Raw genomic sequence first — 20,950 nt, forward strand, 5'->3', positions numbered from 1 at the left:
CATGTCCAGTCCGACCCGTGTTCTCCAATACGCCTTCTGCTGCGCGATGATGGTCTTCTTGGTGGGGCCGATCCTGACTGTCATCCCCATCTCCTTCAGCTCGGCCGGCTTCCTTTCCTACCCGATCCCCGGCCTGTCGCTGCAATGGTACGACAAGGTGCTGGCGGCCTCCGGCCCCTGGCTGCCGGCGCTGCGCAACAGCCTGATCGTCGGCACCGGCGCCATGGTGCTCGCCACGCTGCTCGGCACGCTGGCGGCGCTGGGGTTGGCGCGCAACGACCTGCCGGGGCGGTCCTTCCTGCTCGGCCTGCTGATCGCGCCGATGGTGGTGCCGGTGGTGATCAGCGGCGTCGCCATGTATTTCCTGTTCGCGCGGATCGGCCTGACCGCATCCTATCTTGGCCTTATCCTGGCCCATGCGGCGCTGGGCGCGCCCTTCGTCGTCATCACGGTGACGGCGACCTTGCGCAACTTCGACACCACACTGGTGCGGGCAGCCTACAGCCTGGGCGCCTCGCCGGTGCGGGCCTTCTTCACCGTGACTCTGCCGCTGATCCTGCCAGGTGTGCTGTCCGGCGGCCTGTTCGCCTTCATCTTTTCCTTTGACGAGGTGGTGGTGGCGCTGTTCATCGGCGGGCCGGAGCAGCGGACCCTGCCGCGCCAGATGTTCGACGGCATCCGCGACACCATCGATCCATCCATCGTGGCGATGTCGACCCTGCTAGTCGGCGTCACCGTCATCTTCATGGTCCTCCTTGCCCGGCTGGGGCGGGGGGCCGGTTCAAAGCCTGGGAGCAACGCATGATCATCGTTACCGGCGGCACGCACGGCATCGGCCGCGCCTGCGTGGAGCGCCTGACGGGAGAGGGGCAGACCGTCCTCTTCACCGGCCGCGATGAGGCGGCGGGGGCGGACCTCGCCGGCCGCTGCCCGGGCGCCGTCTTCCAGCGGGGCGACGTCGCCTCGCCCGACGACTGCGCCCGGGCGGTCGGGCGTGCGATGGAGCTCGGTGGCGGCCGGATCGACGGTCTGGTCAACAATGCCGGCATGTCGCGCCGCGTCGCCTTCGCCGAGGCGCAGGTGGAGGATTGGGACCAGGTGATGGCGGTGAACGCCCGCAGCGCGTTCCTGTTTACCCGCCTCGCCCTGCTGGGGCTGCGGGCAGCGCGCGGCGCGGTGGTGAACGTGGCCTCGGTTGCCGGCAAGATCGGCGAGGAGGGGCTGGCGATCTACTGCGCGTCGAAGGCGGCGGTGATTGGTATGACCCAGGCGCTGGCGCTGGAGTTCGGCGACGAGGTCCGCTTCAACGCCGTCTGCCCGGGCCAGATCGACACCCGCATGATGCAGGGCATCAAGACGCAGGAGATCAAGCGCCGCCGCCTGGAGCAGCGCATCCCCGCCGGCCGCTTCGGCGCGCCGGAGGAGGTCGCCGACGCGGTCGCCTGGCTGCTGTCGGAGCGGTCGAGCTACGTCAACGGCACCGTCCTGACCATCGACGGCGGCGAGACCGCCGGGATGCGCACCCCGCGCGGCCTGGACGAAGACTGAAGAAACTGCTCCCCGGCGCCGGTCAGGCCGGCGTCAGGGATTGGCCGACCTTTTCCAGATACGGGATCAGGCTCTCGCCGCCGCGGATGATGTCGCGCTCGATGGCGGCCCGCGCGGCGGGGCCGTCATGGGCGCGCAGTGCGGCGATCAGCGCCAGATGCTCGTCGGCGCCGGCGTAATCGTCGTGTTCGACCTCGTTGTAGAACACGTTCAGGATCGGACCCATCGAGACCCACAGGCTTTCGATCTGGCCGACCAGCATCTCCATTCCCGACAGCCGGTAGACCGCGAAGTGGAAGTCGCGGTTGTGTTGAAGCGCCGCGGTGACGTCGCGCGCGCGCTCCGCCGCGTCGAACTTGGCATGGGCCTCGGTCAGGCGGGCGATGTCCTCCGCCGTGGCATGGGCGGCGCCGAGTTCGGCCGCCAATCCTTCCAACGCGATGCGGATGGTGCGGATTTCCAGATAGCGCGACAGGCTGAGCCTGGGCACGCAGACGAAGCGGCCCGATCTCAGCTCCAGCCCCTGTTCGCTGACCAGCCGAAGGCAGGCCTCGCGCACCGGCGTTATGCTGGTGCCTAGCTCGTCCGCCAGATCCTGCATGACCAGCCGCTGACCCGGCTTGAAGCTCCCCGCAATCAGCGCTTCGCGCACTGCCACATAGGACCGCGCCGACAGGTTTCCCGGTTCGATCGGCTGCATTCGCACGACGTCATCTCCTCACACACGGACGAACGGCAGGGGTTGCGCCTTGGGCCCGCCCCTGCCGTCCTATAAGCTATAACACAGAAAAATCAGGCGCCGACGCGCATAGCCGGATGCAACGCATGCAGTGTCTCGGCGATGGCATCCAGCGTGCGGTCGATCAGCGCCTCGTCATGGGCGGTCGACAGGTAGAGGCGCTTCAGCGGCAGGGGCTGGAAGATGAACCGTTGCTCCACGAGCCGCCGGCGGAAGGCGAAGTCGGCGGCGTTGTCGTTGCGCAGCAGGTCCTCGTAGCGCTGGAAGGCGCCCTCGAAGAAGTAGAGGAGCCAGACCGAACCGTAGCCGGCCGGCTGCGCCGGGATCCCCAGCCGCTCCACGATGGCGGACAGGCCGGTCCGCATGCGGTCGCCGAGCGCGAACAGCCGCTCGTATGTGCCCGGCCGTTCAAGCTCGCCGATGGTCGCCAGCAGGGCCGCCAGCGAGGGCGGCGTGCCGTTGAAGGTGCCGCCCATGAAGACGGCGCCCTCGCCCGTCCGCCCCAGCCGTTCCATCAGGTCGGCGCGGCCGGCCAGGATCCCGACCGGATGGCCGGAGGCCACCGCCTTGCCGAAGGTGGCGAGGTCGGGCGTTACCCCGACGATGGACTGGTAGCCGCCCAGCGCGTGGCGGAAGCCGGTGATGACCTCGTCGAAGATCAGCACGGTTCCATGGTCGGCGGTCAGCCGGCGCAGGTCGCGCAGGAAGGCGTCGTGGGCGATCACCGATCCCATATTGTGGGCGATCGGCTCGACGATCACCGCGGCGACCTCGCCTGGATGGGCGGACAGGTAATCCTCCACCGCCTGGGCGTCGTTGTAGGGCAGCACCACGGTGTGCCGCGCGGCGTCCAGCAGGATGCCGTCGCACACCGGGTCGTACCGACCGATGCGGTCGGCGGGCGATTGCACGTTCATGGCGACATAGTCGTGCCAGCCGTGATAGCCGCCCTGGAACTTGATGACGGTCCGTCGTTCGGTCACCGCGCGGGCCAGCCGCAGCGCGTGGTAGGTCGCCTCCGACCCGCTGCTGCAGAAGGCCACCTGATCGGCGCAGGGGATCAGGCGGACCAGCGTTTCCGCCGCCTCGATCTCCAGGTCCAGCGCCGCGGCGCCGATCAGGTCAATGCGTTCGGACACCGTCGTCACGCGGTCGCGCACGGCGGCGGCGCAGTGGCCCAGCATGTTGGCGCCGAATCCGCAGTGATAATCGATATGCTCGTTGCCGTCAGCGTCGTACAGGTACGGTCCGGCGGCGCGCACGAACACATAGGGGTGCGCCAATTGCCGGCTGGGGCTGAGCAGCCCGCCTGGCATGACGGCCCGCGCCCGCGCGGTCAGCGCGGCGTTGTCGGTCTCGATGGGCATGAATGGTCCTCGTCAGGGCTGCCGGGACGGACAGCGGATCGGCCCGTCCCGGCCGGCGGTCTCAGGCCAGGATGTCGCGGATGACCGTCTCGATGCCGGCGGCGTCGATCTGGTAATGGCGGTAGAGGTGCGTCGGCGGGGCGATCAGGCTGTACTCGTCGCGGATGCCGTGGCGGATCAGCACCGCCTTCGTGCCGGCCTCCGCCATCACCTCCGCCACCGCACCGCCGAGCCCGCCGAGGATGTTGTGCTCCTCCACCGTCAGGATGATGCGGGAGCGTTCGGCCGCCGCCAGCACCGCGTCCCGGTCCAAGGGCTTGATCGTGTGCATGTCGATCAGCCCGACCGACAGGCCGGACGCCCGCAACGCCCGCACCGCCTCGCGGGAGGGGTGGACCATGGTGCCGCAGGCGATGATGGTCAGGTCGGTCCCCGTCTCATGCTCGATGGCTTTACCGAACCGGAAATCCGGCAGGTCGTGATAGACGTTCGGCTCCTGCCCACGACCGATGCGGAAATAGATCGGTTCCGGATGGTCTGCCGATGCCTTGATCGCGGCGGCCAGCTGCGGGCCGTCGGCCGGATTGACCACGGTCAGCCCGGCGATGGAGCGCATGATCGCCAGATCCTCGGTCGCATGGTGCGAGGTGCCGTAGAAGCCGAGCGCAATGCCGGCATGGTGCCCGATCAGCCGCACCGGCAGGGCCGAGTAGGCGACGTCCATGCGGATCTGCTCGCAGCACAGCAGGCCGAGGAAGGAGGCGAAGGTCGCAACGAAGGGCATCACGCCGGTGGTGGCGATGCCCGCCGCGGCCGATACCATGTTCTGCTCCGAGATGCCGAACTGGATGAAGCGGTCGGGATATTTGGCCGCGAAGCGGGCGAGGCCATTGGAATATTGCAGGTCGGCGGTCCCGGCCATCACCGGGTGGCCGGCCTCCACCAGCGCCGACAGCGCGTCCGACAGGTAGGACAGTCCAGGTGCGCGGGCATTGAGCTGCCGGTATTGCCAGCTGCCGGGATTGACCGGTCCGGTGAGGGTGGCGGTGGCGGTCATCGGGCGTCTCCCTGGACGATGGCGGGGCCGGCGGGCTGTCCCATGATTTCGGCAATGGCGGCGGCCTCATCCTCCGGCGCCAGATAGCCCAGGTGCCAGCCGGCCTCCCGCTCCATGTAGCCGACCCCCTTGCCCTTCAGAGTCTTGGCGATGACACAGGCCGGCTTCTCGCGGGTCTGGTCCTGCTTCAGCCGGCGGAACAGGGTGGCGAGGGCGGCGACGTCGTGGCCATCCACCTCATGCACCTCCCAGCCGAAGGCGCGCCATTTGTCGGCCAGCGGCTCGATTCCCATCACCTCGTCCACTTGTCCGTCGAGCTGATAGCCGTTGCGGTCGACGATGGCGATCAGGTTGCCGGCCTTCTGGTGGGCGGCGGCCATCGCGGCCTCCCACACCTGCCCCTCCTGCATCTCGCCGTCGCCGAGCATGACGTAGACGTCGAAGCGCCGGCCCATCATCCGGCCGCCCATCACCATGCCAAGTCCGGCGGACAGCGCGTGGCCGATGGAGCCGGAGCTGAAATCCACCCCCGGCACCTTGGTCATGTCCGGGTGGTCGCCCAGCGGGTTGCCGAGCCGGGTGTAGCCGTCCAGCAGATCCTTCGGGAAGAAGCCCCAGTCGGCCAGCAGCGGGTAGAGCCCGACCGCAGCGTGGCCCTTGCCCATCAGGAAACGGTCGCGGTCCGGCCAGCGCGGCTCGCCGTGCCGCAGGCGCATGGCGTCGTAATAGAGCGTCGCGAACAGCTCTGCGCAGGAAAAGGTCGAGGAATAGTGGCCAACCTTGGCGATGGCGATCAGCCGGATCGTCTCCAGCCGGACATGACGGGCGCGTTCCTCCAAATGGGCAACGGTTTCGGGTGCCAGGATTTCGGGCGTCAAGGGGCGGCCGGCGCCCATGGGATCGGGCGCCGGTCCGGCGATGGCGGTCGTTGGCATGGTCATCCTGTCAGCGGATCGGCGCTGGATCGTAAACGGCGGGGTGCAAGGGCGCGCCGAATTGCCCTCGACAACTTATAACTTATAAGATACAGATTGGGAATGGCAAGCGCGACGTTGTTGCCCGTCCCGCCGCGACTCGCGGCCGAACCGCCGTCAGCGCCCCGCACTCACTCCCCGCACTCAGGAAGAGCCGATCCCATGACCAACGCCCTTCGTGCCTTGGACATCGACCTGCATCTGCATTCGCAAACCAATGCCCGTGCCCACGAGGATTGCGGACCGCTCGCCCTGGTACGGGGCGACGGCGTCCATGTCGTGGACGACTCCGGACGCCGCTATATCGAGGGGATGGCCGGGCTGTGGTGTGCGTCGCTCGGTTTCGACGAGGCGCGGCTGGCCGAGGTTGCCGCCCGCCAGATGCGGAAGCTGGCGACCTACCACACCTTCAACCACCGCACGAACGACGCCTGCGTGGCGCTGGCGGAAGCCATCTCGGCCATCTTGCCGATCAAGGGAGGCAAGATCTTCTTCGCCAATTCGGGGTCGGAGGCCAACGACACCATGGTGAAGCTGGCCTGGTACTACAACGCCGCGCGCGGCCGGCCGGAGAAGCGCAAGATCATCAGCCGCACCGGCGCCTTCCACGGCAGCACGGTGATGGGCGCGGCGCTCAGCGGCCTGCCGCATATGCACCGGGCCTTCAACCTGCCGGACCAGGGCGTGGTCTTCACCGCCTGCCCCAACCATGCCCGCGATGCCATGCCCGGCGAAAGCCAGGAGGATTACGCGACGCGGCTCGCCGCCGAGCTGGAGACGCTGATCCAGGCGGAGGGCGCCGACAGCATCGCGGCGATGATCGCCGAGCCGGTGATGGGGGCGGGCGGGGTGATCCTGCCGCCGGAAACCTATTTTCCCAAAATCCAGGCGGTGCTCGCCCGTCACGACATCCTGCTGCTGGCCGACGAGGTGATCTGCGGGTTCGGCCGCACCGGCAACTGGTTCGGCAGCCAGACATTCGGCTTCCTGCCGGACATGATGTCGATGGCGAAGGGGCTGTCGTCGGGCGCCATTCCCATCGCCGCGGTGGCGCTGAGCGACCGCATCTATCAGGCGATTGCCGACCAGAGCGCGGAGATCGGCGTCTTCGGCCACGGCTTCACCTATTCCGGCCACCCGGTGTCGGCGGCGGTCGCGGCGGAGGCGATCCGCATTTATCACGAGATCGACGTGGTCGGCCGCGCCCGCCGGTTGGGCGCCCATCTGCGCGCTGCGCTGGACGAGGCGCTGGCCGGGCACCCGCTGGTCGGCGAGGTCCGCAGCGTCGGCCTGCTGGCCGGCATCGGCCTGACCGCCGACCCGGCGACCGGCCGCGACTTCGACCCCACCCTGCGGGTCGGTGCGCAGGTGGAGCGGCGCTGTCTCGCCCATGGCGCGATCATCCGCAACATGGACGACAACATCGCGCTCTGCCCGCCCTACGTCATCGAAGCCGGCCAGATCGACGCGCTGGTGGAGCGGCTGCGCGCCGCGCTGGACGATGTCGCCGACACGCTATCCCGCGACAGCTTCGCCGCCTGAGGGGACCCGCCATGCCCTATCTCGACCTGCTCGACCAAGCGCGCCTGATCCGGGACGGAGAGATCAGCGCTGCCGACGTGCTCTATGCCACCATTGCCCGCATCGAGGCGGTGAACCCGGTGCTGAACGCGGTCATCCTGCCGCTCTACGATCAGGCACGCGCCACGCTGAAGACGGGGGAGGCGTCGTCCGGCCCCTTCGGCGGCGTGCCCTTCCTGATCAAGGATCTCTACTGCCATGTCAGCGGCACGCCGACCACCGGCGCCTCCCGGCTGCTGGCCGGCGCTGTCGTCGACCATGACAGCGAGTTGATGGCCCGCTACCGCCGCGCCGGTCTGCTGACGGTCGGCAAAACCAACCTGTGCGAATTCGGCACGCTCGGCACGACCGAGCCGGTGCTGTTCGGCCCGACGCGCAACCCCTGGGACATTACCCGCTCCAGCGGCGGGTCGAGCGGCGGTGCCGCGGCGGCGGTGGCCGGCGGCATGGTGCCGGCGGCCCACGGCGGCGACGGCGCCGGGTCCATCCGCATTCCCGCCTCTTGCTGTGGCCTGTTCGGTCTGAAGCCGACGCGGGGGCGTATCACCATGGGGCCCGACCTGGGCGACAGCCTCGGCGGGATGGTCAACGAACATGTGCTGACCATGACCGTGCGCGACAGCGCGGCCCTGCTCGACGCCACCCACGGGCCGATGGCCGGCGATCCCTACAGCGCGGCGCCGCCGGCGGACAGTTTCCTGTCGCAGGTCGGCCGCGAGCCGGGGCGTCTGCGCATCGCCGTCACCGACCGGTCGCTGCTGGGCACCGACGTCGATCCTGATTGCGTGGCGGCGGTGCGCGAGACCGCGCGTCTCTGCGCGGAACTCGGGCACGACGTCGAAATCGCGGCGCCGGTCTTCGACGCCGAGCAGTACCAGTCGACCTACCGCCGCTTCTGGTCGATGACGGCGACGCGCAGCCTGTGGAGCATCGGCCGAGCGACCGGCCGCTCTCCCGCCGCGCTGGCCGACGATGTCGAGCCCTTCAACCGGCATCTGTTCGAGCACGGCAGCCGCATCCTGGCTGCGGACTTCGTGACGGATCTCGCCTGGTTCCACGACTTTGCCCGCATCCTTGGGCGCTTCCTGGAACGCTACGATGTCTGGCTGACACCGACGCTGGGCTCGCCGCCGCCGAAGCTCGGCCATTTCGACGCAGGGCTGCACGGCGGGGAAGCCGTGATGGATCGCTTCATGCAGTTCCTGGCCTTCACCACCTTCGCCAACATGGCCGGCCTGCCGGCGATGAGCGTTCCGCTGTCCTGGAATGCCGAGGGGCTGCCGGTTGGCTCCCAGTTCACCGGTCGCTCGGGCGACGAGGCGACGCTGTTCCGTCTTGCCGCCCAGTTGGAACGCTCCCGCCCCTGGCGGGACCGCCACCCGCCCGTCCACGCCGCTTGATCCCGGAGGATATGATCATGGAAAAGCAGGGATTTGTGGAGTTCGCCGGCGTCCAGAAAAGCTATGACGGGCGCACTCTGGTGATCGAGGGGCTGGACCTGTCGATCCCGAAGGGGGAGTTCCTGACGATGCTGGGGCCGTCCGGCTCCGGCAAAACCACCAGCCTGATGATGCTGGCGGGATTCGAGGCGCCGTCGCGCGGCGAAATCCGCGTGGCCGGCAAGCCGATCCAGAACGTTCCGCCGCACCGCCGCAACATCGGCATGGTGTTCCAGAACTACGCGCTGTTTCCCCACATGACCATCGCCGAGAATCTGGCTTATCCGCTGAAGGTGCGCCGGATGGGGCGGGCGGAGACGGAGCGGCGGGTGACCCGCGCGCTCGACATGGTGCAGATGGGCGCTCTAGCGCAGCGCCGTCCCTCCCAGCTTTCGGGCGGGCAGCAGCAGCGGGTTGCGCTGGCGCGGGCGCTGGTGTTCGAGCCGGATTTGGTGCTGATGGATGAGCCGCTGGGGGCGCTGGACAAGAACCTGCGGGAGCACATGCAGTTCGAGATCAAGCATCTGCATGAGCGTCTCGGCGTGACCATGGTCTATGTCACCCACGACCAGGCGGAGGCGCTGACCATGTCCGACCGCATCGCCGTCTTCAACCGCGGCCGGGTGGAACAGCTGGCGACGCCGGAAGAACTGTACGAGGAACCGGCCACCGTCTTCGTCGCCGGCTTCATCGGCGAGAACAACCGGCTGTCCGGCGTGCTGGCCGACCGGCAGGTCGACCGCGGGACCGTCCGGCTGGAGGGCGGTTCCGTGGTGCAGGCCCGTGTCGCCGCCGGGCTGGAGGCGGGGGCTTCGGTCACCGTGTCACTGCGGCCCGAGCGTGTCCGGCTGGTGCCGGCGGAGGCGGCTGGCGGGGCTGGAGGAGGGAGCGGCCTGTTCGGGCATGTTTCCGAACTGATCTATCTGGGCGACCACATCCGCGTGCATCTGTCGGACGGTCCGGCCGGTGGGCTGGTCGCGAAAATTCCCAACAACGCCGACCATCAGCATGTGCGTCCGGGCGGCCGTTATCGGGTGGAATGGGGACCGGCCGACGCCATCGCGCTACCGGTGGGGCACTGATCGACACGATATTCAGCTGGCGGGGGAGGCGTTTCGGCGCCTCCACACCGTCGGGCAGTTTGTTCAGCGGCGGGCATCCAGGCTAAAGCGGCCGGCACCGAAGGCGACGATCTGCAGCAGGCCGCCGGCGATCGAGATGTTCTTGAAGAAGTGGAAGTACTGAGCGAGGTCGGCGAGGTTGTTGTGGAAGATCACCGCCGTCGCGACCGTGAAGACCGCCATGGCGAGCGCCACCAGCCGGGTCTGGAAGCCGACGGTCAGGGCGAGGCCGCCAGCCAGTTCGACTAGCAGCGCCATCACATAGGACAGTTCCGGCGCTGGCAGGCCGACCGATTGGATGTAGCCGATGGTCATCGTCGGTGCGATCAGCTTGCCATAGCCGGAGACCAGGAACAGGCCCGCCAGCAGGACGCGGCCGGCCAGCGGAGCCGCATCGGCGGCGACCGAAGCCATCGGTAGGAACGAGGTCGAAGCGGTGGGGGCGGAGATGGTCATGTCAATCATCCTTCGTTGATCGGATTTCGGTGTTCGGGGTTTCCGGATCGGCGCTCCGTTTCTTCGTCGGCGCCGGGGATGACAGAGATCTACGCTCCTTCTGCATTCAGGAAAATCGGGATAAAATGGAGCGTAACGTTCGAAAATCTCGACAGGGAGCCAAGCGCTACCACCCTTGCTGCGATTGCCCGGACGAGCCGGGCTGCGTCATACCGGAAGCTCCGGCGGAGCATTGGTCGCGGACTCATCCGCCCCACGCAGAAAGGCGCGGTAGCTCATGGCGTTGTTCGAGAGCACGTTGATCCTGCTTCTGATTGCGGTCCTGCTGCTCCAGCTCTCGCGCCGGCTTTCCGTTCCCTATCCCACCATCCTGTGCCTGTCTGGCGTCGCAGTGGCGGCGCTGCCCTGGGCGCCCAATATCCCGGCACCCGACATCACGCTGGATCCGCAACTGGCGCTGGCGCTCTTCGTAGCGCCGGCCCTGGTCGATGTGGCCTATGACACGCCTTTCGCGGCACTCCGGCGCAACTGGGCGCCGCTGCTGGCCCTGGCGGCGGTGGCGGTCATCCTGACGACCGCGGCGGTTGCGTGGGTTGGCATCGCGCTGGCTGGACTTCCCATCGCCGCTGCCATCGCCATGGGCGCCATCGTGGCGCCGCCCGATGCCGCGGCGGCGGCGGCAATGCTTGGGCGCTTCGACCTACCGCGGCGGACCGTCACCGTTCTACAGGGCGAGAGCCTTCTGAACGATGCGGTCGCCCTGCTGATCTTCAGCGCTGCGGTGGCGGTCCAGTCCGGGATGACGGGCGGCGCCATTCCGGAGCACCTGCTTCCGCAGCTCGTCCTGGCGGTGCCCGGCGGCCTGTTGGTCGGCGTTCTGGTCGGTCGCATCTATGTTCTGCTGGCGCCCCGGCTGGCCGGGACACTCAGCGGCACGATCTTCGAATTCCTGACCACCTTCGGTACTTGGGTTATCGCGGAGCGCCTGCATTTCTCGGCGATTCTCGCCACTGTCGCCTTCGCCATGACGGTCGCGGGATCCGCGCCGGAACGCCAGCCGCCCCGTGACCGTGTCCATTCCTATTCCGTGTGGGAGGCGGTGGTCTTCCTGCTGAACGTCCTGGCCTTCCTTCTGATGGGATTACAGGCAAGGGCGATCATCGGCCGTCTGGAAGGCGAACGTTTCTGGCAGGCGGCCGGCGTCGCGGCGGCGGTGTTCCTAGCGGTGGTGATGGTGCGCGTGGTCTGGGTTCTCGTCTACAACCGTGCTTCCGCTTTCATCTTGCGGCAGCGAGGCGCGGGCGATGTTCCGACGGTGGGGCAGGGGCTGGTGGTCGCCTGGTGCGGCATGCGAGGAATGGTGACGCTGGCCACCGCACAGGCCCTGCCGCCGACCTTCCCCGAGCGCGACCTGATCGTGCTATGCGCCTTCGCCGTTCTGCTCGGCACCCTGGTGCTGCAAGGCCTGACACTGGGACCTTTGATCGTCCGCCTGCGCTTCTCGCCGGACCACTCCTTCGACCGGGAACTGTCCGCCGCTCGGATTGCTCTGATCGATGCCGTCATCGCGGCGCTCGAGGGGCGGGAGGACGAGGCGGCGCGGGCGCAGCGGAATTCTCTCTGGGCGGCACGCGCGGCCACGGTTGCCGGACAGCATCCGCGGGAGGTCAGCGAAAGTGACCGCCTGAAGCGGGACATGATCGCCGTGAAGCGGCGCAGGCTTGCCGAACTGCGTCGCGCGGGTGCCATCGATGACGATGTGTTCCACGCGCTGGAGCAGGAGCTTGACTGGTCGGAACTCGCCTCTTCCCCGCCCGAACGCCTGCAACTCGTGGAAGGGTGAGGGACCGTCAAGCTGTGCGGATAGAAATACCGTAGGGCGATTGGATCGCAACATGCGACAGATTGGAATAGAGTTGTCGCTCAGCGTCCATGACATGTTCGGTAAAGGCCAAATCCTGCCCCCGCAACCACCGACAGTTGGCAGCCCGCTTCCCACGAGGCGGGCTGTCGGCGTTTCGGATCCGCTTCGGCGCACGCCTCCAGGATTGCCAGCAGGTCGCCATGAAGCTGCGCCTCCAGCCCGGCGCCCGAGGGGCAAGGGGACAGCACGACGCGGTCGACCACAACATTCCTCCCCCTGAAGCTGAGGCGTAAAGTTGTAACAAAACGAAAAACATCTCCAATGAGATGTGCCTCAAACCAAACGATCTCCAGCAAACCCGGTGCGGTTCACGGCGCGGGTGCTGCGTTTAAGTCATGGTCTACAGCGCATTCTTGCGGCGATCGGCTCCGGCATCGGCGTCCGACGCGTCCTCGTCGAGCGTGTGCAGGACGGCGCCGGCGGCCAATGTCCGAGCCTCCTCCCCAGCCGGGGCTCCGATCGGACCACTGGCGGGGCCGGTCGCCGTCGCCTCGCCGGCGAAGCGGACCGTCACCTCGCGGTGGGCGAAGCGGATGCCCTCCCGGTGGAACAGGGCGTGGATCTCCTGGAATACCCGCTTGCGGACATCCCACTGGTCGCCGGGACGGGTCATGAACTTCACGCGCAGGATCATCGCCGAGTCCTCCATCTGGATGACGCCCTGCGACTTCAGAGGTTGCAGGAACTTCGGTCCCAACTCCGGATCGTCGAGCAGCGCCTGCCCGAGTTGCTTGATGTGCTTGCGGAGCTTTTCGACATCGGTGTCGTAGGTGATGCGCAACGGCAGCTTCATGATCACCCAGTCGCGCGAATAGTTGGTCAACTGGTGGATCTCGCCGAAGGGAACGGTGTGAAGCGGGCCGCGATGGTGGCGAAGCTGCATCGAGCGCACCGAGATCTTCTCCACCGTGCCGCGGATGGAGCCGATCTCGATGTACTCGCCCTTGCGGAAGGCGTCGTCGATCAGGAAGAAGGCGCCGGAGAAGATGTCGCGGATCAGCGTCTGTGCGCCGAAACCGATGGCGATGCCAGCGACCCCCGCCCCGGCGAACAGCGGTGCGATGTTGACGCCAAGGTCCATCAGCACGCTGAGAAGGATCGTCCCCACGATCGACAGCAAGGTGACGTTGCGCACCAGCGGCAGCAGCGTCGCCAGCCGGCTGGCCGAGGCGTGGCCGCCGCCTTCGTCGCCGGGAATGGTGCCGGGCACCGGCCCCTCGTCCGCGATCCGGCGGTCGATCCAGATGCGGACACTGTGATAGGCGACGTAGCCGATCAGGCAGACCGTCATGATGCTGATGAGCCGATCGGCGGCATCGCCGTGCAGGCGCGGGATGTTCCATACCGACAAGGTCACGGCCACCCCGGCGGCGGCGGCGAGGATGCCGGCCACCCGCCGGGCCAGCGCCTCAAAGCTGTCCAGGGAGGTGGGTTGCGGGAGGCCCGCGGGGTGGGCGCTTCCGTCCGGTGCCGCGTCCTGACCGTCGTCGGCCGGCCGCCATAGGCTCCGCCGCTGGTGGAACAGCCATTCGGTGGCGTAGGTGACGGTGGCGTAGACGGCCAGAATCGCCCCGGCCACCGCGTAGGCGCCGAGCAGCAGCGGCAGCTCGGTCGGCGAGCCCAGGATGAGACGGTTGACCAGCGCTCCCCAGGCGTAGGCGAAATAGACCACCACCACCGGAAACCACAAGCGCAGGCTCAGCCGTTCCAGTGGAGCGACCGTCTTTGCCGGCCGGCCGGCGAGGAACGCACGCTCGACCGTCTGACGGTTGCCATACAGCGCGCCGATTGTCGCCAGCACGGTCAGCAGGCCGCACAGCGCGACCAGCACCGCGTGCGGATCATAGGGCATCCCGAGCGCCTCGAGCCAGATCGTGCCGGTCATCAAGGCGATGCCGAGGGCGCCGCTGGCGGTCATGGCCCTGCGCAGCCGGCGGATTGACGGAGCCAACCCACCGTCCGTCGCCTCATCGGGCGGCATCACCAGCCGCCAGAACAGGGCGATGGTCCAGACCAGCAGATAGCCGGCGCCGGCGAGGATGACGGTCTTCTCGGTCATCGGCGTCGGATCCGGGACAATCGCGGTGACCAGCCCAAACCCGATCAGGGTGGCGAGGATCATGCCTCCCAGCGTCAGCAGCGCGCGGACCACCAGACGGGGGAAGCGGGCGGCCAGCGCCGAGCCGCCCGGTCGTGCTTCGGTGCGTCGCGGCAGCAGGCGTCGGGCGATCAGCCGTTCATAGACAAGATGCTGTGCCCCGTGACCAGCCGCCATCAGGGCAAGCGACAGGGCGATGACCCGCAGGAAATAGCCGGGCTCGCCGGTCGGGCTTTGAGCCGTCAGGGTCGCCGCAATAGCGGTAGGAATTTCAGGCGTGGCACGCAGCCGCATGGAGAGCTTGCCACGGAACCCCGCCATGCGGTCGCGTCCCTGGCTGAGCATCGTCATCATCATCCCATCGGCGGTGCTTGGTACTGTCGTGCCCGGCACTGCCACGGCCGGCGCAGCCGTGCTCGAATTGGAAGCGGCGGTCGACGCCTGCGGCGGTTCCGTCTGGGCCGATGCCGCGGCGGTGGACAGCAGCGCCAGCAGCAAAAGCGGCACCACGGCGAGGAACCGGACCGTCCACCGCGAATGCGAGGGAAAGGCGCGGGGCTTGAGCGAGACGGTCTGCATGGCGGAGCATCCCGATGCGTGGCATTCAACCCCGCCAGAGTAGCCCAGATCGCGCAGCCGGGAAGGGATTCGTGCCGCGACCTGGCGGAACTGCGACGCAGCTTTCCGCCGTGATCGGGTAAGTCTTGAAGTCCAACGCGAAACCGGCCATGGTCGGCAAATCATGATGTCGCCCTTCCGCCATTTCCGCACTCTTCTGCGCGCCGGTCGTGTCCACGCAGGCCCGCCCGCCCCGGATCTGGTCGCCTGAAGCAAGGCTCCCGGACCGTCCGGGGCCATAAGCACTCGCAACATCCACCACAACTGTTCCGGATCGCCCAGACAGGGCGGCCGGGCGTCCAAGTATGATTTGCCGCCGGCTGAGCAGGCGCCCACCGGGAGGCGCGCCGCGCCGCTGGTGCGTGCGATCACCGGCAATGACAGGAAAACCAAGATGCGTTCCGCAGGCCAGTTTCCGCCCATCACCCTCACCGCGATCGATCATGATCGCCTTTCCGGCTTGGCCGAGGCCATCGCCGATACGGTGCCCGATGTCCACGACTATCTCGCGGCGGAACTGGACCGCGCGGTCGTGGTAAGTCCCGGCGAAATCGCCCCATCGGTGGTCACGATGAACGCGCGCGTGACATTCCGGGACGAGGTGGCAGGGCAGGAGCGGACCGTCACCCTGGTCTATCCGCAGGAGGCGGACGTTGCAGCCGGACGGGTGTCGGTGCTGACCCCGATCGGCGCGGCGCTCATCGGCGTCGCCGAGGGGCAATCCATCACATGGTTCACGCGTGACGGAGTGGCGAAAACCCTCACCGTACTGGAGGTCGAGCATTCCCAAGCAGGGGAAGGCGCCGGCACTGCCTGACGGCGGCCAGGTCAGTCCTGTAGCCGGCCGGTCCGCACTCCCGACCACCCGACGATCCTTGTCGCCTAGCTGAAGCGATAGAGGTCGTCGGATGCGCCAGGAGCTACCGTATCCGGACGGCTACTCCTTCGCCTCGAAGCGATAGCGGAAGTCGCAGTGATCGGCGCCCTGCATGATGGTCTGCGTCCGCTCCATCTTGATGCGCGGGTCGTAGCCGGTGCAGAAGGCGGCGTCGCGGTTGCAGGACAGCAGATGTCCGATCGCCCCCAGTCCCATTTCCCGGTACATCTCGGCGTAACGGCAGCGGGTGACGTTGTAGTCGAAATGCGTCTCGTCCTGCCGCTTCACGTCCAGGCGCAGCGCGTCGTCCTTGGTCCACAGCGGCTGAAGATCGGCGAAGCTCTTCAGGCTGGTGCCCTCCGGCTCGGTCACGGCGAAGGACTTGGCGGCGGCCAGGGCGGCCTTGGTGATCGCGGCACCCAGGATTTCCTGAGCCGTGGCCTCGCCCAGCCGGGCGACCATCTCCTCATAGACCGGCTTCAGGATCTCCGCTTCGATGCGGCGGCGTTCCAGAATGCCCATGGACTGGGTCATGACAGGCTTCCTTGCGTCAGGTGGCGTCAATGGGCATGGCCGCCGAGATAGGCCTCGGCAATGCGCGGGTCGTCCCGCAACTGGTCGGCCGGACCGGCCAGCACGATCCTACCATCCTCCAGCACCGCGGCGTGGTCGGCGATGCGCAGCGCCGCGCGGGCGTTCTGCTCGACCAGCAGGATCGACACGCCTTCGGCCCGGATGCGGCCGATCAGGTCGAAGATCTGCGCGACGATCTTCGGCGCCAGTCCCAGCGACGGCTCGTCGAGCAGAAGCAGCGTCGGACGGCGCATCAGGGCACGGGCGATGCACAGCATCTGCTGCTCGCCGCCGGACAGCGATCCGGCATTCTGGCGCAGGCGTTCACGCAGCACCGGGAACATCTCCAGCACGCGGTCCAACTCGCCCAGCCCGACGTCGCCGCCGCCAAGCACCAGATTCTCCCGCACATTCATGTTGGAGAAGATCTGCCGCCCCTCCGGCGCCTGCAGCAGGCCGAGTTGGACGATACGGTGGGCCGGCAGGTTGGTGATCGGCTGGCCGCGGAAGGTGATGCTTCCTTGGCGAGCCCTGTAGATGCCGGACACGGTGCGCATCAGCGTGGTCTTGCCGACGCCGTTCGAGCCGAGCACCGCCACGATGGCGCCTTGGGCCACGTCCAGGCGGACGCCGTGCAGGATCTCCTGCGGCCCCATGGCGACATGCAGGTCCGTGATCGAGAGCAGAGGCGCGGTCATTCGTCCACCCCAAGATAGGCTTCGAGAACAGCCGCATCGCTGCGGATCGCGTCGGGCGTGCCGTCGGCGATCTTGCGGCCGGAAGCCAGCACCAGAATGCGCTGGCAGATGCCCATGACCAGCGTCATGTCGTGCTCGACCAGCATGATCGTCAGGCCCTGACCGTGCAGGCGCTTGATGAAGGCGGCCAGATCGCGCGTTTCGGTGTCGTTCAGGCCGGCGGCCGGTTCGTCCAGGATCAGGAAGCGCGGCCGCATGGCGAGCGCGCGGGCGATCTCCAGATATTTGCGCTGGCCGTAGGGCAGGTTGGCCGCCAGTTCCGCTGCGGCGTGCGTCAGGCCGACCGCCTCCAGCGCTTCCCAGGTGCGGCGGCTGATCTCGGCGGATTGGGCCCGGCCGCCCTTGTGGAAGGGGCCGAAGAGGGCGCCGAACGCCCCCTGCGGCAGCGCGCCGACGGCACCGACCGACACGTTGTCGAAGACCGACATGTTCGGGAAGACGCGCAGATTCTGGAAGGTGCGGCTGATGCCCAGCCGCGCCACCTGATTGGGCTTCAGTCCGCTGATGGTCTTGCCGGCGAAGGCGACCGTTCCGCCGGACAGCGGCGTGAAGCCGGAAATCAGGTTGAACAGTGTGGTCTTGCCCGCCCCGTTCGGTCCGATCAGGCCGACCAGTTCGCCCTCGTCCACATGGGCGGTGACGTCGCCGACCGCCTGCACGCCGCCGAAGCGGCGGCTGACGTTGCGGATTTCAAGAAGATGGGTCATCGCCAGCCGATCCCTTCGCCCTTCCCGTTGCCCTGGCCGGTGCTGCGCCATGCCGCGCCCAATTGGCTGCGCACGAGCCGAAGGGCGGAAACCTCGCCCAGCAGGCCCTTCGGCAGCAGCAGGATGGACAGGAACATCACCAGCCCGACCATGATGTTGCGGAAATCCCCCATGCCGCGCAGCCCTTCCGGCAGCAGGATCAGCAGCAGCGCGCCGATGATCGCCCCCGGCAGGCTGCCCAGGCCGCCGACCACCACCATCGCCAGGATCAGGATGGATTCGGAGAATTTGAAGTCGCCCGGCGAGATGTAGCCGGTCATGTGCGCCCACAGGCCACCCGCCACCCCGGCGAAGAAGGCCGACAGGGTGAAGGCCTCCATCTTCAGCCGCACGGTGCTGACGCCCATGGCGTCTGCGCACTGGTCATCCTCGCGGATCGAGCGCAGGGCATTGCCGTAATAGGAATGGCTGAGCCGGTGGATCGCGACGACCGAGAGCGCCACGACCGTAGCCACCGTATAATAGGCGGCCAGACGTCCGGACAGGCTGATGCCGAACAGCTCGAACCCCCTGGTGACGATGATGCCGTTGGGACCCTTGGTGAAGTCCACCCAGTTCAGCATGACCAGATACAGCATCTGCCCGATGGCGAGAGTCGCGACGGCGAAATAGATGCTGACCAGCCGCATCGTCGGCAGCGCCACCAGGAAGGCGACCAGCGCCGCCACCAGCCCGGACAGCGGCAGCGTGACGGTGAAGCCCAGTCCGAGCTTGGAGGTCAGCAGCGCCGCCGTATAGGCGCCGACGCCATAGAAGGCGGCATGCCCCAGATGCAGCAGCCCGGCCACCCCCGTCACCAGATGCATGGAGGCCGACAGCAGGACGAAGATCAGCGCCAGATTGGCGATCTGGTAGAAATAGCCCCGGTCGAAGCCGGCCAGCAGCGCCGGGAATGCGGCAAAGACCAGCAGCAGGATCAGCGCCGGAACCAGCCAGCCCCGGCGACCGGCGTGATTGGCGGGCGCCGCAGTCTCAAACGCGTTCACGGCGCGCTCCGAACAAACCGTTGGGGAAGAAGATCAGCGTCAGGATCAGGAAGCCGTAGGCCACCATGTCCGACCAGCCCGAAGAGACGAAGGTCGTCGCCATGCTTTCCGAAATGCCGAGGATCAGCGCGCAGATCACCGCACCGGGGATGGAGGACAGGCCGCCCATCACCATGGCGACGAAGGCCTTGATGCCGGGCGTGAAGCCCATGGCCGGGAACACGGCGCCGTAATAGAGCCCCATCAGGATGCCCGCCGCCGCGCCCATCATCGATCCGACGACGAATGTGGTGATGATGGTGCGGTCGGTGTCGATGCCCACATATTTGGCGCCCAGCGGGTTGTTCGACACCGCGCGGATCGCCAGCCCGACGCGGGTGCGGGTCAGCAGATACTGCAGGCCGATCAGCATGGCGGCGGCGACGCCGAAGATGATGAAGTCGCCGGTCACCAGGATCACCGGGCCGACGCGCACCGGCGTGTTGATCAGGTAGTCGAAGGGGACCGAACGCATCTGCGAACCGAAGACGATCTCCAGCGCCTCGCGCACCACGATGGACACCGCCAGCGAGGAGAGCAGGGTCGATTCCCGCATCGCCCGCGACTTCAGCGACGCCTCGTCGGTGAAGCGGCGGAACGGCTTGAAGGCGATCCGCTCCAGCGAGAAGCCCGCCAGAGCCCCGATCGCCAGCGCGCCCAGGATCACCGCCACAATGGGCGGCGCCGTGGCCGAGATCAGCACCAGCCCGGCGAAGGCGCCCAGCGTGTAGATCTCGCCATGGGCGAAGTTGACGACGTTCAACACGCCGAAGATCAGCGTAAAGCCGATCGCCATCAGCGCGTAGGTCATGCCCAGCGACAGGCCGATGGCAAGCTGCTGGAGATAATAGGGATCGAACATGCGGGCTCTGTCGTTGGGGAGTGGGCGCTGGAGATCGGTTGCCGGATCGTCAGTCGGCGACCGGAACGAAGGCGCCGCCCTTGACCTCGACCTTCACCAATTCCTTTTCGGCCTCGCGGTCGGCGCTGAAGCTCGTCTTGCCGGTCACGCCGGGGAAGTCCCTGGTCTGGGCCAGCGCGTCGCGCACCTTCTCGCGGGTCGGGTTGGGCTGGGCCTTCTCCACCGCCGCCAGCATGATGCGCACCGCGTCATAGGCCTGGGCCGGGAACTGGCCGGGGACGGCTCCGTCGGAGCGCTTCTTCCACTCGTCGACGAAATGCTGGACGTTCGGCGACGGGTCGGTCGGCAGGAAGTTGGAGGTCAGATGCACGCCCTCCGCCGCCTCGCCGGCCAGTTCGATCAGCTTCGGGCTGTAGGCGGCCGAGGTCGAATAGACGGGGGTCTTGATGCCGAGCTGCTGCAGCTGCCTCAGGAACTGCGCGCCGTCCTCATAGAAGAAGCCGGTGTAGATCGCGTCGGGTTTCGCACGCTCGATCTTGCTGATCAGCGACCGGTAGTCCTTCAGGCCACGGTTGAAGAACTCCGAGAAGACGACGGTGCCGCCATTGCCCTTCACGGCTTCGGAATAGCCGCCGACCACCGACTGGCCCCAGTCGGTCTGCTCGGCGATCACCGCGACCTTCTTGAAGCCCTTGGCCGCCATCCATTTGGCGTTGTAGGGGCCTTCCTGTGCCTGGGTGGCGATGTTGCGGAACTGGTACTTGGAGATCTTGGTATAGTCCGGGTGCGAGGCGGTCTGCGACAACTGCGGCATGCCGGCGTCCTTGTAGACCTGCGCCGCCGCCATCGACACGCCCGAGGTGAAGTCGCCGAGCACGCCGACGATCTCCTTGTCGTCCACGAACTTGCGGGCGATGTTGGTGCCTTCCTTGGCGTCGGACCGGCTGTCCTCGAAGACGATCTCGACCTTGAACGGCTTGCCCGCGGCGTTGAATTCGGCCAGCGCGATCTCGGCGGCCTTGCGGAAATCCTGGCCATACTGCGCGGTGTCGCCGGTCAGCGGCAGCTGGTAGCCGAGCTTGACCGTGTCGGCGGCGAAGGCCGAACCGGCGATTCCGGCGGCGGTGAGGGTCGTGAGCGCGAGGCGGCGGAAATTCATGGCGGGG

The 20,950-nt window shown here is 67.5% G+C and carries 20 protein-coding genes; 8 read left to right on the forward strand and 12 right to left on the reverse strand.

Features of this window, described 5'->3' with window-relative positions:
• The first annotated feature begins 1 nt into the window (after nt 1).
• Both ACWPKK_RS22650 and ACWPKK_RS22655 read left to right on the forward strand, forming a co-directional pair.
• Nucleotides 2–805 carry an ABC transporter permease gene (locus ACWPKK_RS22650; RefSeq protein ID WP_452008741.1) on the forward strand — a complete coding sequence of 268 codons (804 nt, stop codon included), beginning with the start codon at nt 2–4 and terminating at the stop codon, nt 803–805.
• The gene (locus tag ACWPKK_RS22655) at nt 802–1,548 is read left to right on the forward strand and encodes an SDR family NAD(P)-dependent oxidoreductase (protein WP_452008744.1); all 747 of its coding nucleotides are present in this window, start codon (nt 802–804) and stop codon (nt 1,546–1,548) included. The genes ACWPKK_RS22650 and ACWPKK_RS22655 overlap by 4 nt, the downstream gene beginning before the upstream one ends.
• Before the next feature lie 22 nt (nt 1,549–1,570).
• On the opposite strand, the gene ACWPKK_RS22660 is transcribed toward ACWPKK_RS22655, so the two are convergent.
• The 4 genes from ACWPKK_RS22660 to ACWPKK_RS22675 all read right to left on the reverse strand — a co-directional run bounded on the left by ACWPKK_RS22660 (nt 1,571) and on the right by ACWPKK_RS22675 (nt 5,607).
• Nucleotides 1,571–2,248 carry a GntR family transcriptional regulator gene (locus ACWPKK_RS22660; protein WP_452009626.1) on the reverse strand — a complete coding sequence of 226 codons (678 nt, stop codon included), beginning with the start codon at nt 2,246–2,248 and terminating at the stop codon, nt 1,571–1,573.
• Nucleotides 2,249–2,340: 92 nt separating this feature from the next.
• Nucleotides 2,341–3,654 carry an aspartate aminotransferase family protein gene (locus ACWPKK_RS22665; RefSeq protein ID WP_452008746.1) on the reverse strand — a complete coding sequence of 438 codons (1,314 nt, stop codon included), beginning with the start codon at nt 3,652–3,654 and terminating at the stop codon, nt 2,341–2,343.
• A 61-nt stretch (nt 3,655–3,715) separates the two neighbouring features.
• Nucleotides 3,716–4,711: a transketolase family protein gene (locus tag ACWPKK_RS22670; protein WP_452008748.1), complete on the reverse strand. Its 996-nt coding sequence runs from the start codon at nt 4,709–4,711 to the stop codon at nt 3,716–3,718.
• Entirely contained in the window at nt 4,708–5,607 is a 900-nt protein-coding gene (locus ACWPKK_RS22675) for a transketolase (protein WP_452009628.1), read from the reverse strand. Before ACWPKK_RS22675 ends, ACWPKK_RS22670 begins: the two co-directional genes overlap by 4 nt.
• A 240-nt stretch (nt 5,608–5,847) precedes the next feature.
• On the opposite strand from ACWPKK_RS22675, the gene ACWPKK_RS22680 reads away from it, so the two are divergent.
• From ACWPKK_RS22680 to ACWPKK_RS22690, 3 genes are read left to right on the forward strand one after another with little or no spacing between them, the layout of a single operon-like run.
• A complete protein-coding gene (locus ACWPKK_RS22680) occupies nt 5,848–7,227 on the forward strand; it encodes an aminotransferase (protein WP_452008751.1) in 1,380 nt (459 codons plus the stop codon).
• An 11-nt stretch (nt 7,228–7,238) separates the two neighbouring features.
• Complete coding sequence (locus ACWPKK_RS22685; RefSeq protein WP_452008753.1) at nt 7,239–8,666, forward strand: amidase; 1,428 nt, start codon at nt 7,239–7,241, stop codon at nt 8,664–8,666.
• Between the two features lie 17 nt (nt 8,667–8,683).
• Nucleotides 8,684–9,787 carry an ABC transporter ATP-binding protein gene (locus ACWPKK_RS22690; protein ID WP_452008756.1) on the forward strand — a complete coding sequence of 368 codons (1,104 nt, stop codon included), beginning with the start codon at nt 8,684–8,686 and terminating at the stop codon, nt 9,785–9,787.
• A gap of 63 nt (nt 9,788–9,850) precedes the next feature.
• On the opposite strand, the gene ACWPKK_RS22695 is transcribed toward ACWPKK_RS22690, so the two are convergent.
• Nucleotides 9,851–10,240 carry a DoxX family protein gene (locus tag ACWPKK_RS22695; protein WP_452009631.1) on the reverse strand — a complete coding sequence of 130 codons (390 nt, stop codon included), beginning with the start codon at nt 10,238–10,240 and terminating at the stop codon, nt 9,851–9,853.
• Between the two features lie 319 nt (nt 10,241–10,559).
• Between ACWPKK_RS22695 and ACWPKK_RS22700 the strand changes: the two genes are divergently transcribed.
• Nucleotides 10,560–12,125, forward strand: coding sequence for a cation:proton antiporter (locus ACWPKK_RS22700; protein WP_452008759.1), 1,566 nt, complete (start codon nt 10,560–10,562; stop codon nt 12,123–12,125).
• 421 nt (nt 12,126–12,546) lie between these two features.
• On the opposite strand, the gene ACWPKK_RS22705 is transcribed toward ACWPKK_RS22700, so the two are convergent.
• Nucleotides 12,547–14,625, reverse strand: coding sequence for a mechanosensitive ion channel family protein (locus tag ACWPKK_RS22705; protein WP_452008762.1), 2,079 nt, complete (start codon nt 14,623–14,625; stop codon nt 12,547–12,549).
• On the opposite strand from ACWPKK_RS22705, the gene ACWPKK_RS22710 reads away from it, so the two are divergent.
• Entirely contained in the window at nt 14,624–14,926 is a 303-nt protein-coding gene (locus ACWPKK_RS22710; protein ID WP_452008764.1) for a hypothetical protein, read from the forward strand. The genes ACWPKK_RS22705 and ACWPKK_RS22710 overlap by 2 nt on opposite strands.
• 354 nt (nt 14,927–15,280) lie before the next feature.
• On the forward strand, nt 15,281–15,739 hold the full coding sequence (gene rnk / locus ACWPKK_RS22715) for a nucleoside diphosphate kinase regulator (protein WP_452008767.1): 459 nt from the start codon (nt 15,281–15,283) through the stop codon (nt 15,737–15,739).
• Between the two features lie 120 nt (nt 15,740–15,859).
• Here rnk and ACWPKK_RS22720 read toward each other — a convergent pair whose 3' ends face one another.
• Genes ACWPKK_RS22720 through ACWPKK_RS22745 form a run of 6 tightly spaced genes read right to left on the reverse strand, consistent with a single transcriptional unit; the run spans nt 15,860 to nt 20,943 of the window.
• Nucleotides 15,860–16,333, reverse strand: a complete 474-nt coding sequence (locus tag ACWPKK_RS22720; RefSeq protein WP_452008770.1) for an L-2-amino-thiazoline-4-carboxylic acid hydrolase — start codon at nt 16,331–16,333, stop codon at nt 15,860–15,862.
• A gap of 26 nt (nt 16,334–16,359) precedes the next feature.
• Nucleotides 16,360–17,070, reverse strand: coding sequence for an ABC transporter ATP-binding protein (locus ACWPKK_RS22725; protein ID WP_452008772.1), 711 nt, complete (start codon nt 17,068–17,070; stop codon nt 16,360–16,362).
• A complete protein-coding gene (locus ACWPKK_RS22730; protein WP_452008774.1) occupies nt 17,067–17,837 on the reverse strand; it encodes an ABC transporter ATP-binding protein in 771 nt (256 codons plus the stop codon). Before ACWPKK_RS22730 ends, ACWPKK_RS22725 begins: the two co-directional genes overlap by 4 nt.
• The gene (locus ACWPKK_RS22735; RefSeq protein ID WP_452008776.1) at nt 17,834–18,883 is read right to left on the reverse strand and encodes a branched-chain amino acid ABC transporter permease; all 1,050 of its coding nucleotides are present in this window, start codon (nt 18,881–18,883) and stop codon (nt 17,834–17,836) included. The genes ACWPKK_RS22730 and ACWPKK_RS22735 overlap by 4 nt, the downstream gene beginning before the upstream one ends.
• On the reverse strand, nt 18,870–19,784 hold the full coding sequence (locus ACWPKK_RS22740) for a branched-chain amino acid ABC transporter permease (RefSeq protein ID WP_109448152.1): 915 nt from the start codon (nt 19,782–19,784) through the stop codon (nt 18,870–18,872). Before ACWPKK_RS22740 ends, ACWPKK_RS22735 begins: the two co-directional genes overlap by 14 nt.
• 49 nt (nt 19,785–19,833) lie before the next feature.
• A complete protein-coding gene (locus ACWPKK_RS22745) occupies nt 19,834–20,943 on the reverse strand; it encodes an ABC transporter substrate-binding protein (protein ID WP_324864749.1) in 1,110 nt (369 codons plus the stop codon).
• Nucleotides 20,944–20,950: the final 7 nt, after the last annotated feature.

The sequence above is a fragment of the Azospirillum largimobile genome (genome assembly GCF_977007025.2).

What these genes read in the sequence shown, in the direction of transcription:
- ACWPKK_RS22650 (WP_452008741.1), top strand. Translation starts at nt 2, where the DNA reads ATGTCCAGTCCGACCCGTGTTCTCCAATACGCCTTCTGCTGCGCGATG.
- ACWPKK_RS22655 (WP_452008744.1), top strand. Translation starts at nt 802, where the DNA reads ATGATCATCGTTACCGGCGGCACGCACGGCATCGGCCGCGCCTGCGTG.
- ACWPKK_RS22660 (WP_452009626.1), bottom strand. Translation starts at nt 2,248, where the DNA reads ATGCAGCCGATCGAACCGGGAAACCTGTCGGCGCGGTCCTATGTGGCA.
- ACWPKK_RS22665 (WP_452008746.1), bottom strand. Translation starts at nt 3,654, where the DNA reads ATGCCCATCGAGACCGACAACGCCGCGCTGACCGCGCGGGCGCGGGCC.
- ACWPKK_RS22670 (WP_452008748.1), bottom strand. Translation starts at nt 4,711, where the DNA reads ATGACCGCCACCGCCACCCTCACCGGACCGGTCAATCCCGGCAGCTGG.
- ACWPKK_RS22675 (WP_452009628.1), bottom strand. Translation starts at nt 5,607, where the DNA reads ATGGGCGCCGGCCGCCCCTTGACGCCCGAAATCCTGGCACCCGAAACC.
- ACWPKK_RS22680 (WP_452008751.1), top strand. Translation starts at nt 5,848, where the DNA reads ATGACCAACGCCCTTCGTGCCTTGGACATCGACCTGCATCTGCATTCG.
- ACWPKK_RS22685 (WP_452008753.1), top strand. Translation starts at nt 7,239, where the DNA reads ATGCCCTATCTCGACCTGCTCGACCAAGCGCGCCTGATCCGGGACGGA.
- ACWPKK_RS22690 (WP_452008756.1), top strand. Translation starts at nt 8,684, where the DNA reads ATGGAAAAGCAGGGATTTGTGGAGTTCGCCGGCGTCCAGAAAAGCTAT.
- ACWPKK_RS22695 (WP_452009631.1), bottom strand. Translation starts at nt 10,240, where the DNA reads ATGGCTTCGGTCGCCGCCGATGCGGCTCCGCTGGCCGGCCGCGTCCTG.
- ACWPKK_RS22700 (WP_452008759.1), top strand. Translation starts at nt 10,560, where the DNA reads ATGGCGTTGTTCGAGAGCACGTTGATCCTGCTTCTGATTGCGGTCCTG.
- ACWPKK_RS22710 (WP_452008764.1), top strand. Translation starts at nt 14,624, where the DNA reads ATGCGGTCGCGTCCCTGGCTGAGCATCGTCATCATCATCCCATCGGCG.
- ACWPKK_RS22705 (WP_452008762.1), bottom strand. Translation starts at nt 14,625, where the DNA reads ATGGCGGGGTTCCGTGGCAAGCTCTCCATGCGGCTGCGTGCCACGCCT.
- ACWPKK_RS22720 (WP_452008770.1), bottom strand. Translation starts at nt 16,333, where the DNA reads ATGACCCAGTCCATGGGCATTCTGGAACGCCGCCGCATCGAAGCGGAG.
- ACWPKK_RS22725 (WP_452008772.1), bottom strand. Translation starts at nt 17,070, where the DNA reads ATGACCGCGCCTCTGCTCTCGATCACGGACCTGCATGTCGCCATGGGG.
- ACWPKK_RS22730 (WP_452008774.1), bottom strand. Translation starts at nt 17,837, where the DNA reads ATGACCCATCTTCTTGAAATCCGCAACGTCAGCCGCCGCTTCGGCGGC.
- ACWPKK_RS22740 (WP_109448152.1), bottom strand. Translation starts at nt 19,784, where the DNA reads ATGTTCGATCCCTATTATCTCCAGCAGCTTGCCATCGGCCTGTCGCTG.
- ACWPKK_RS22745 (WP_324864749.1), bottom strand. Translation starts at nt 20,943, where the DNA reads ATGAATTTCCGCCGCCTCGCGCTCACGACCCTCACCGCCGCCGGAATC.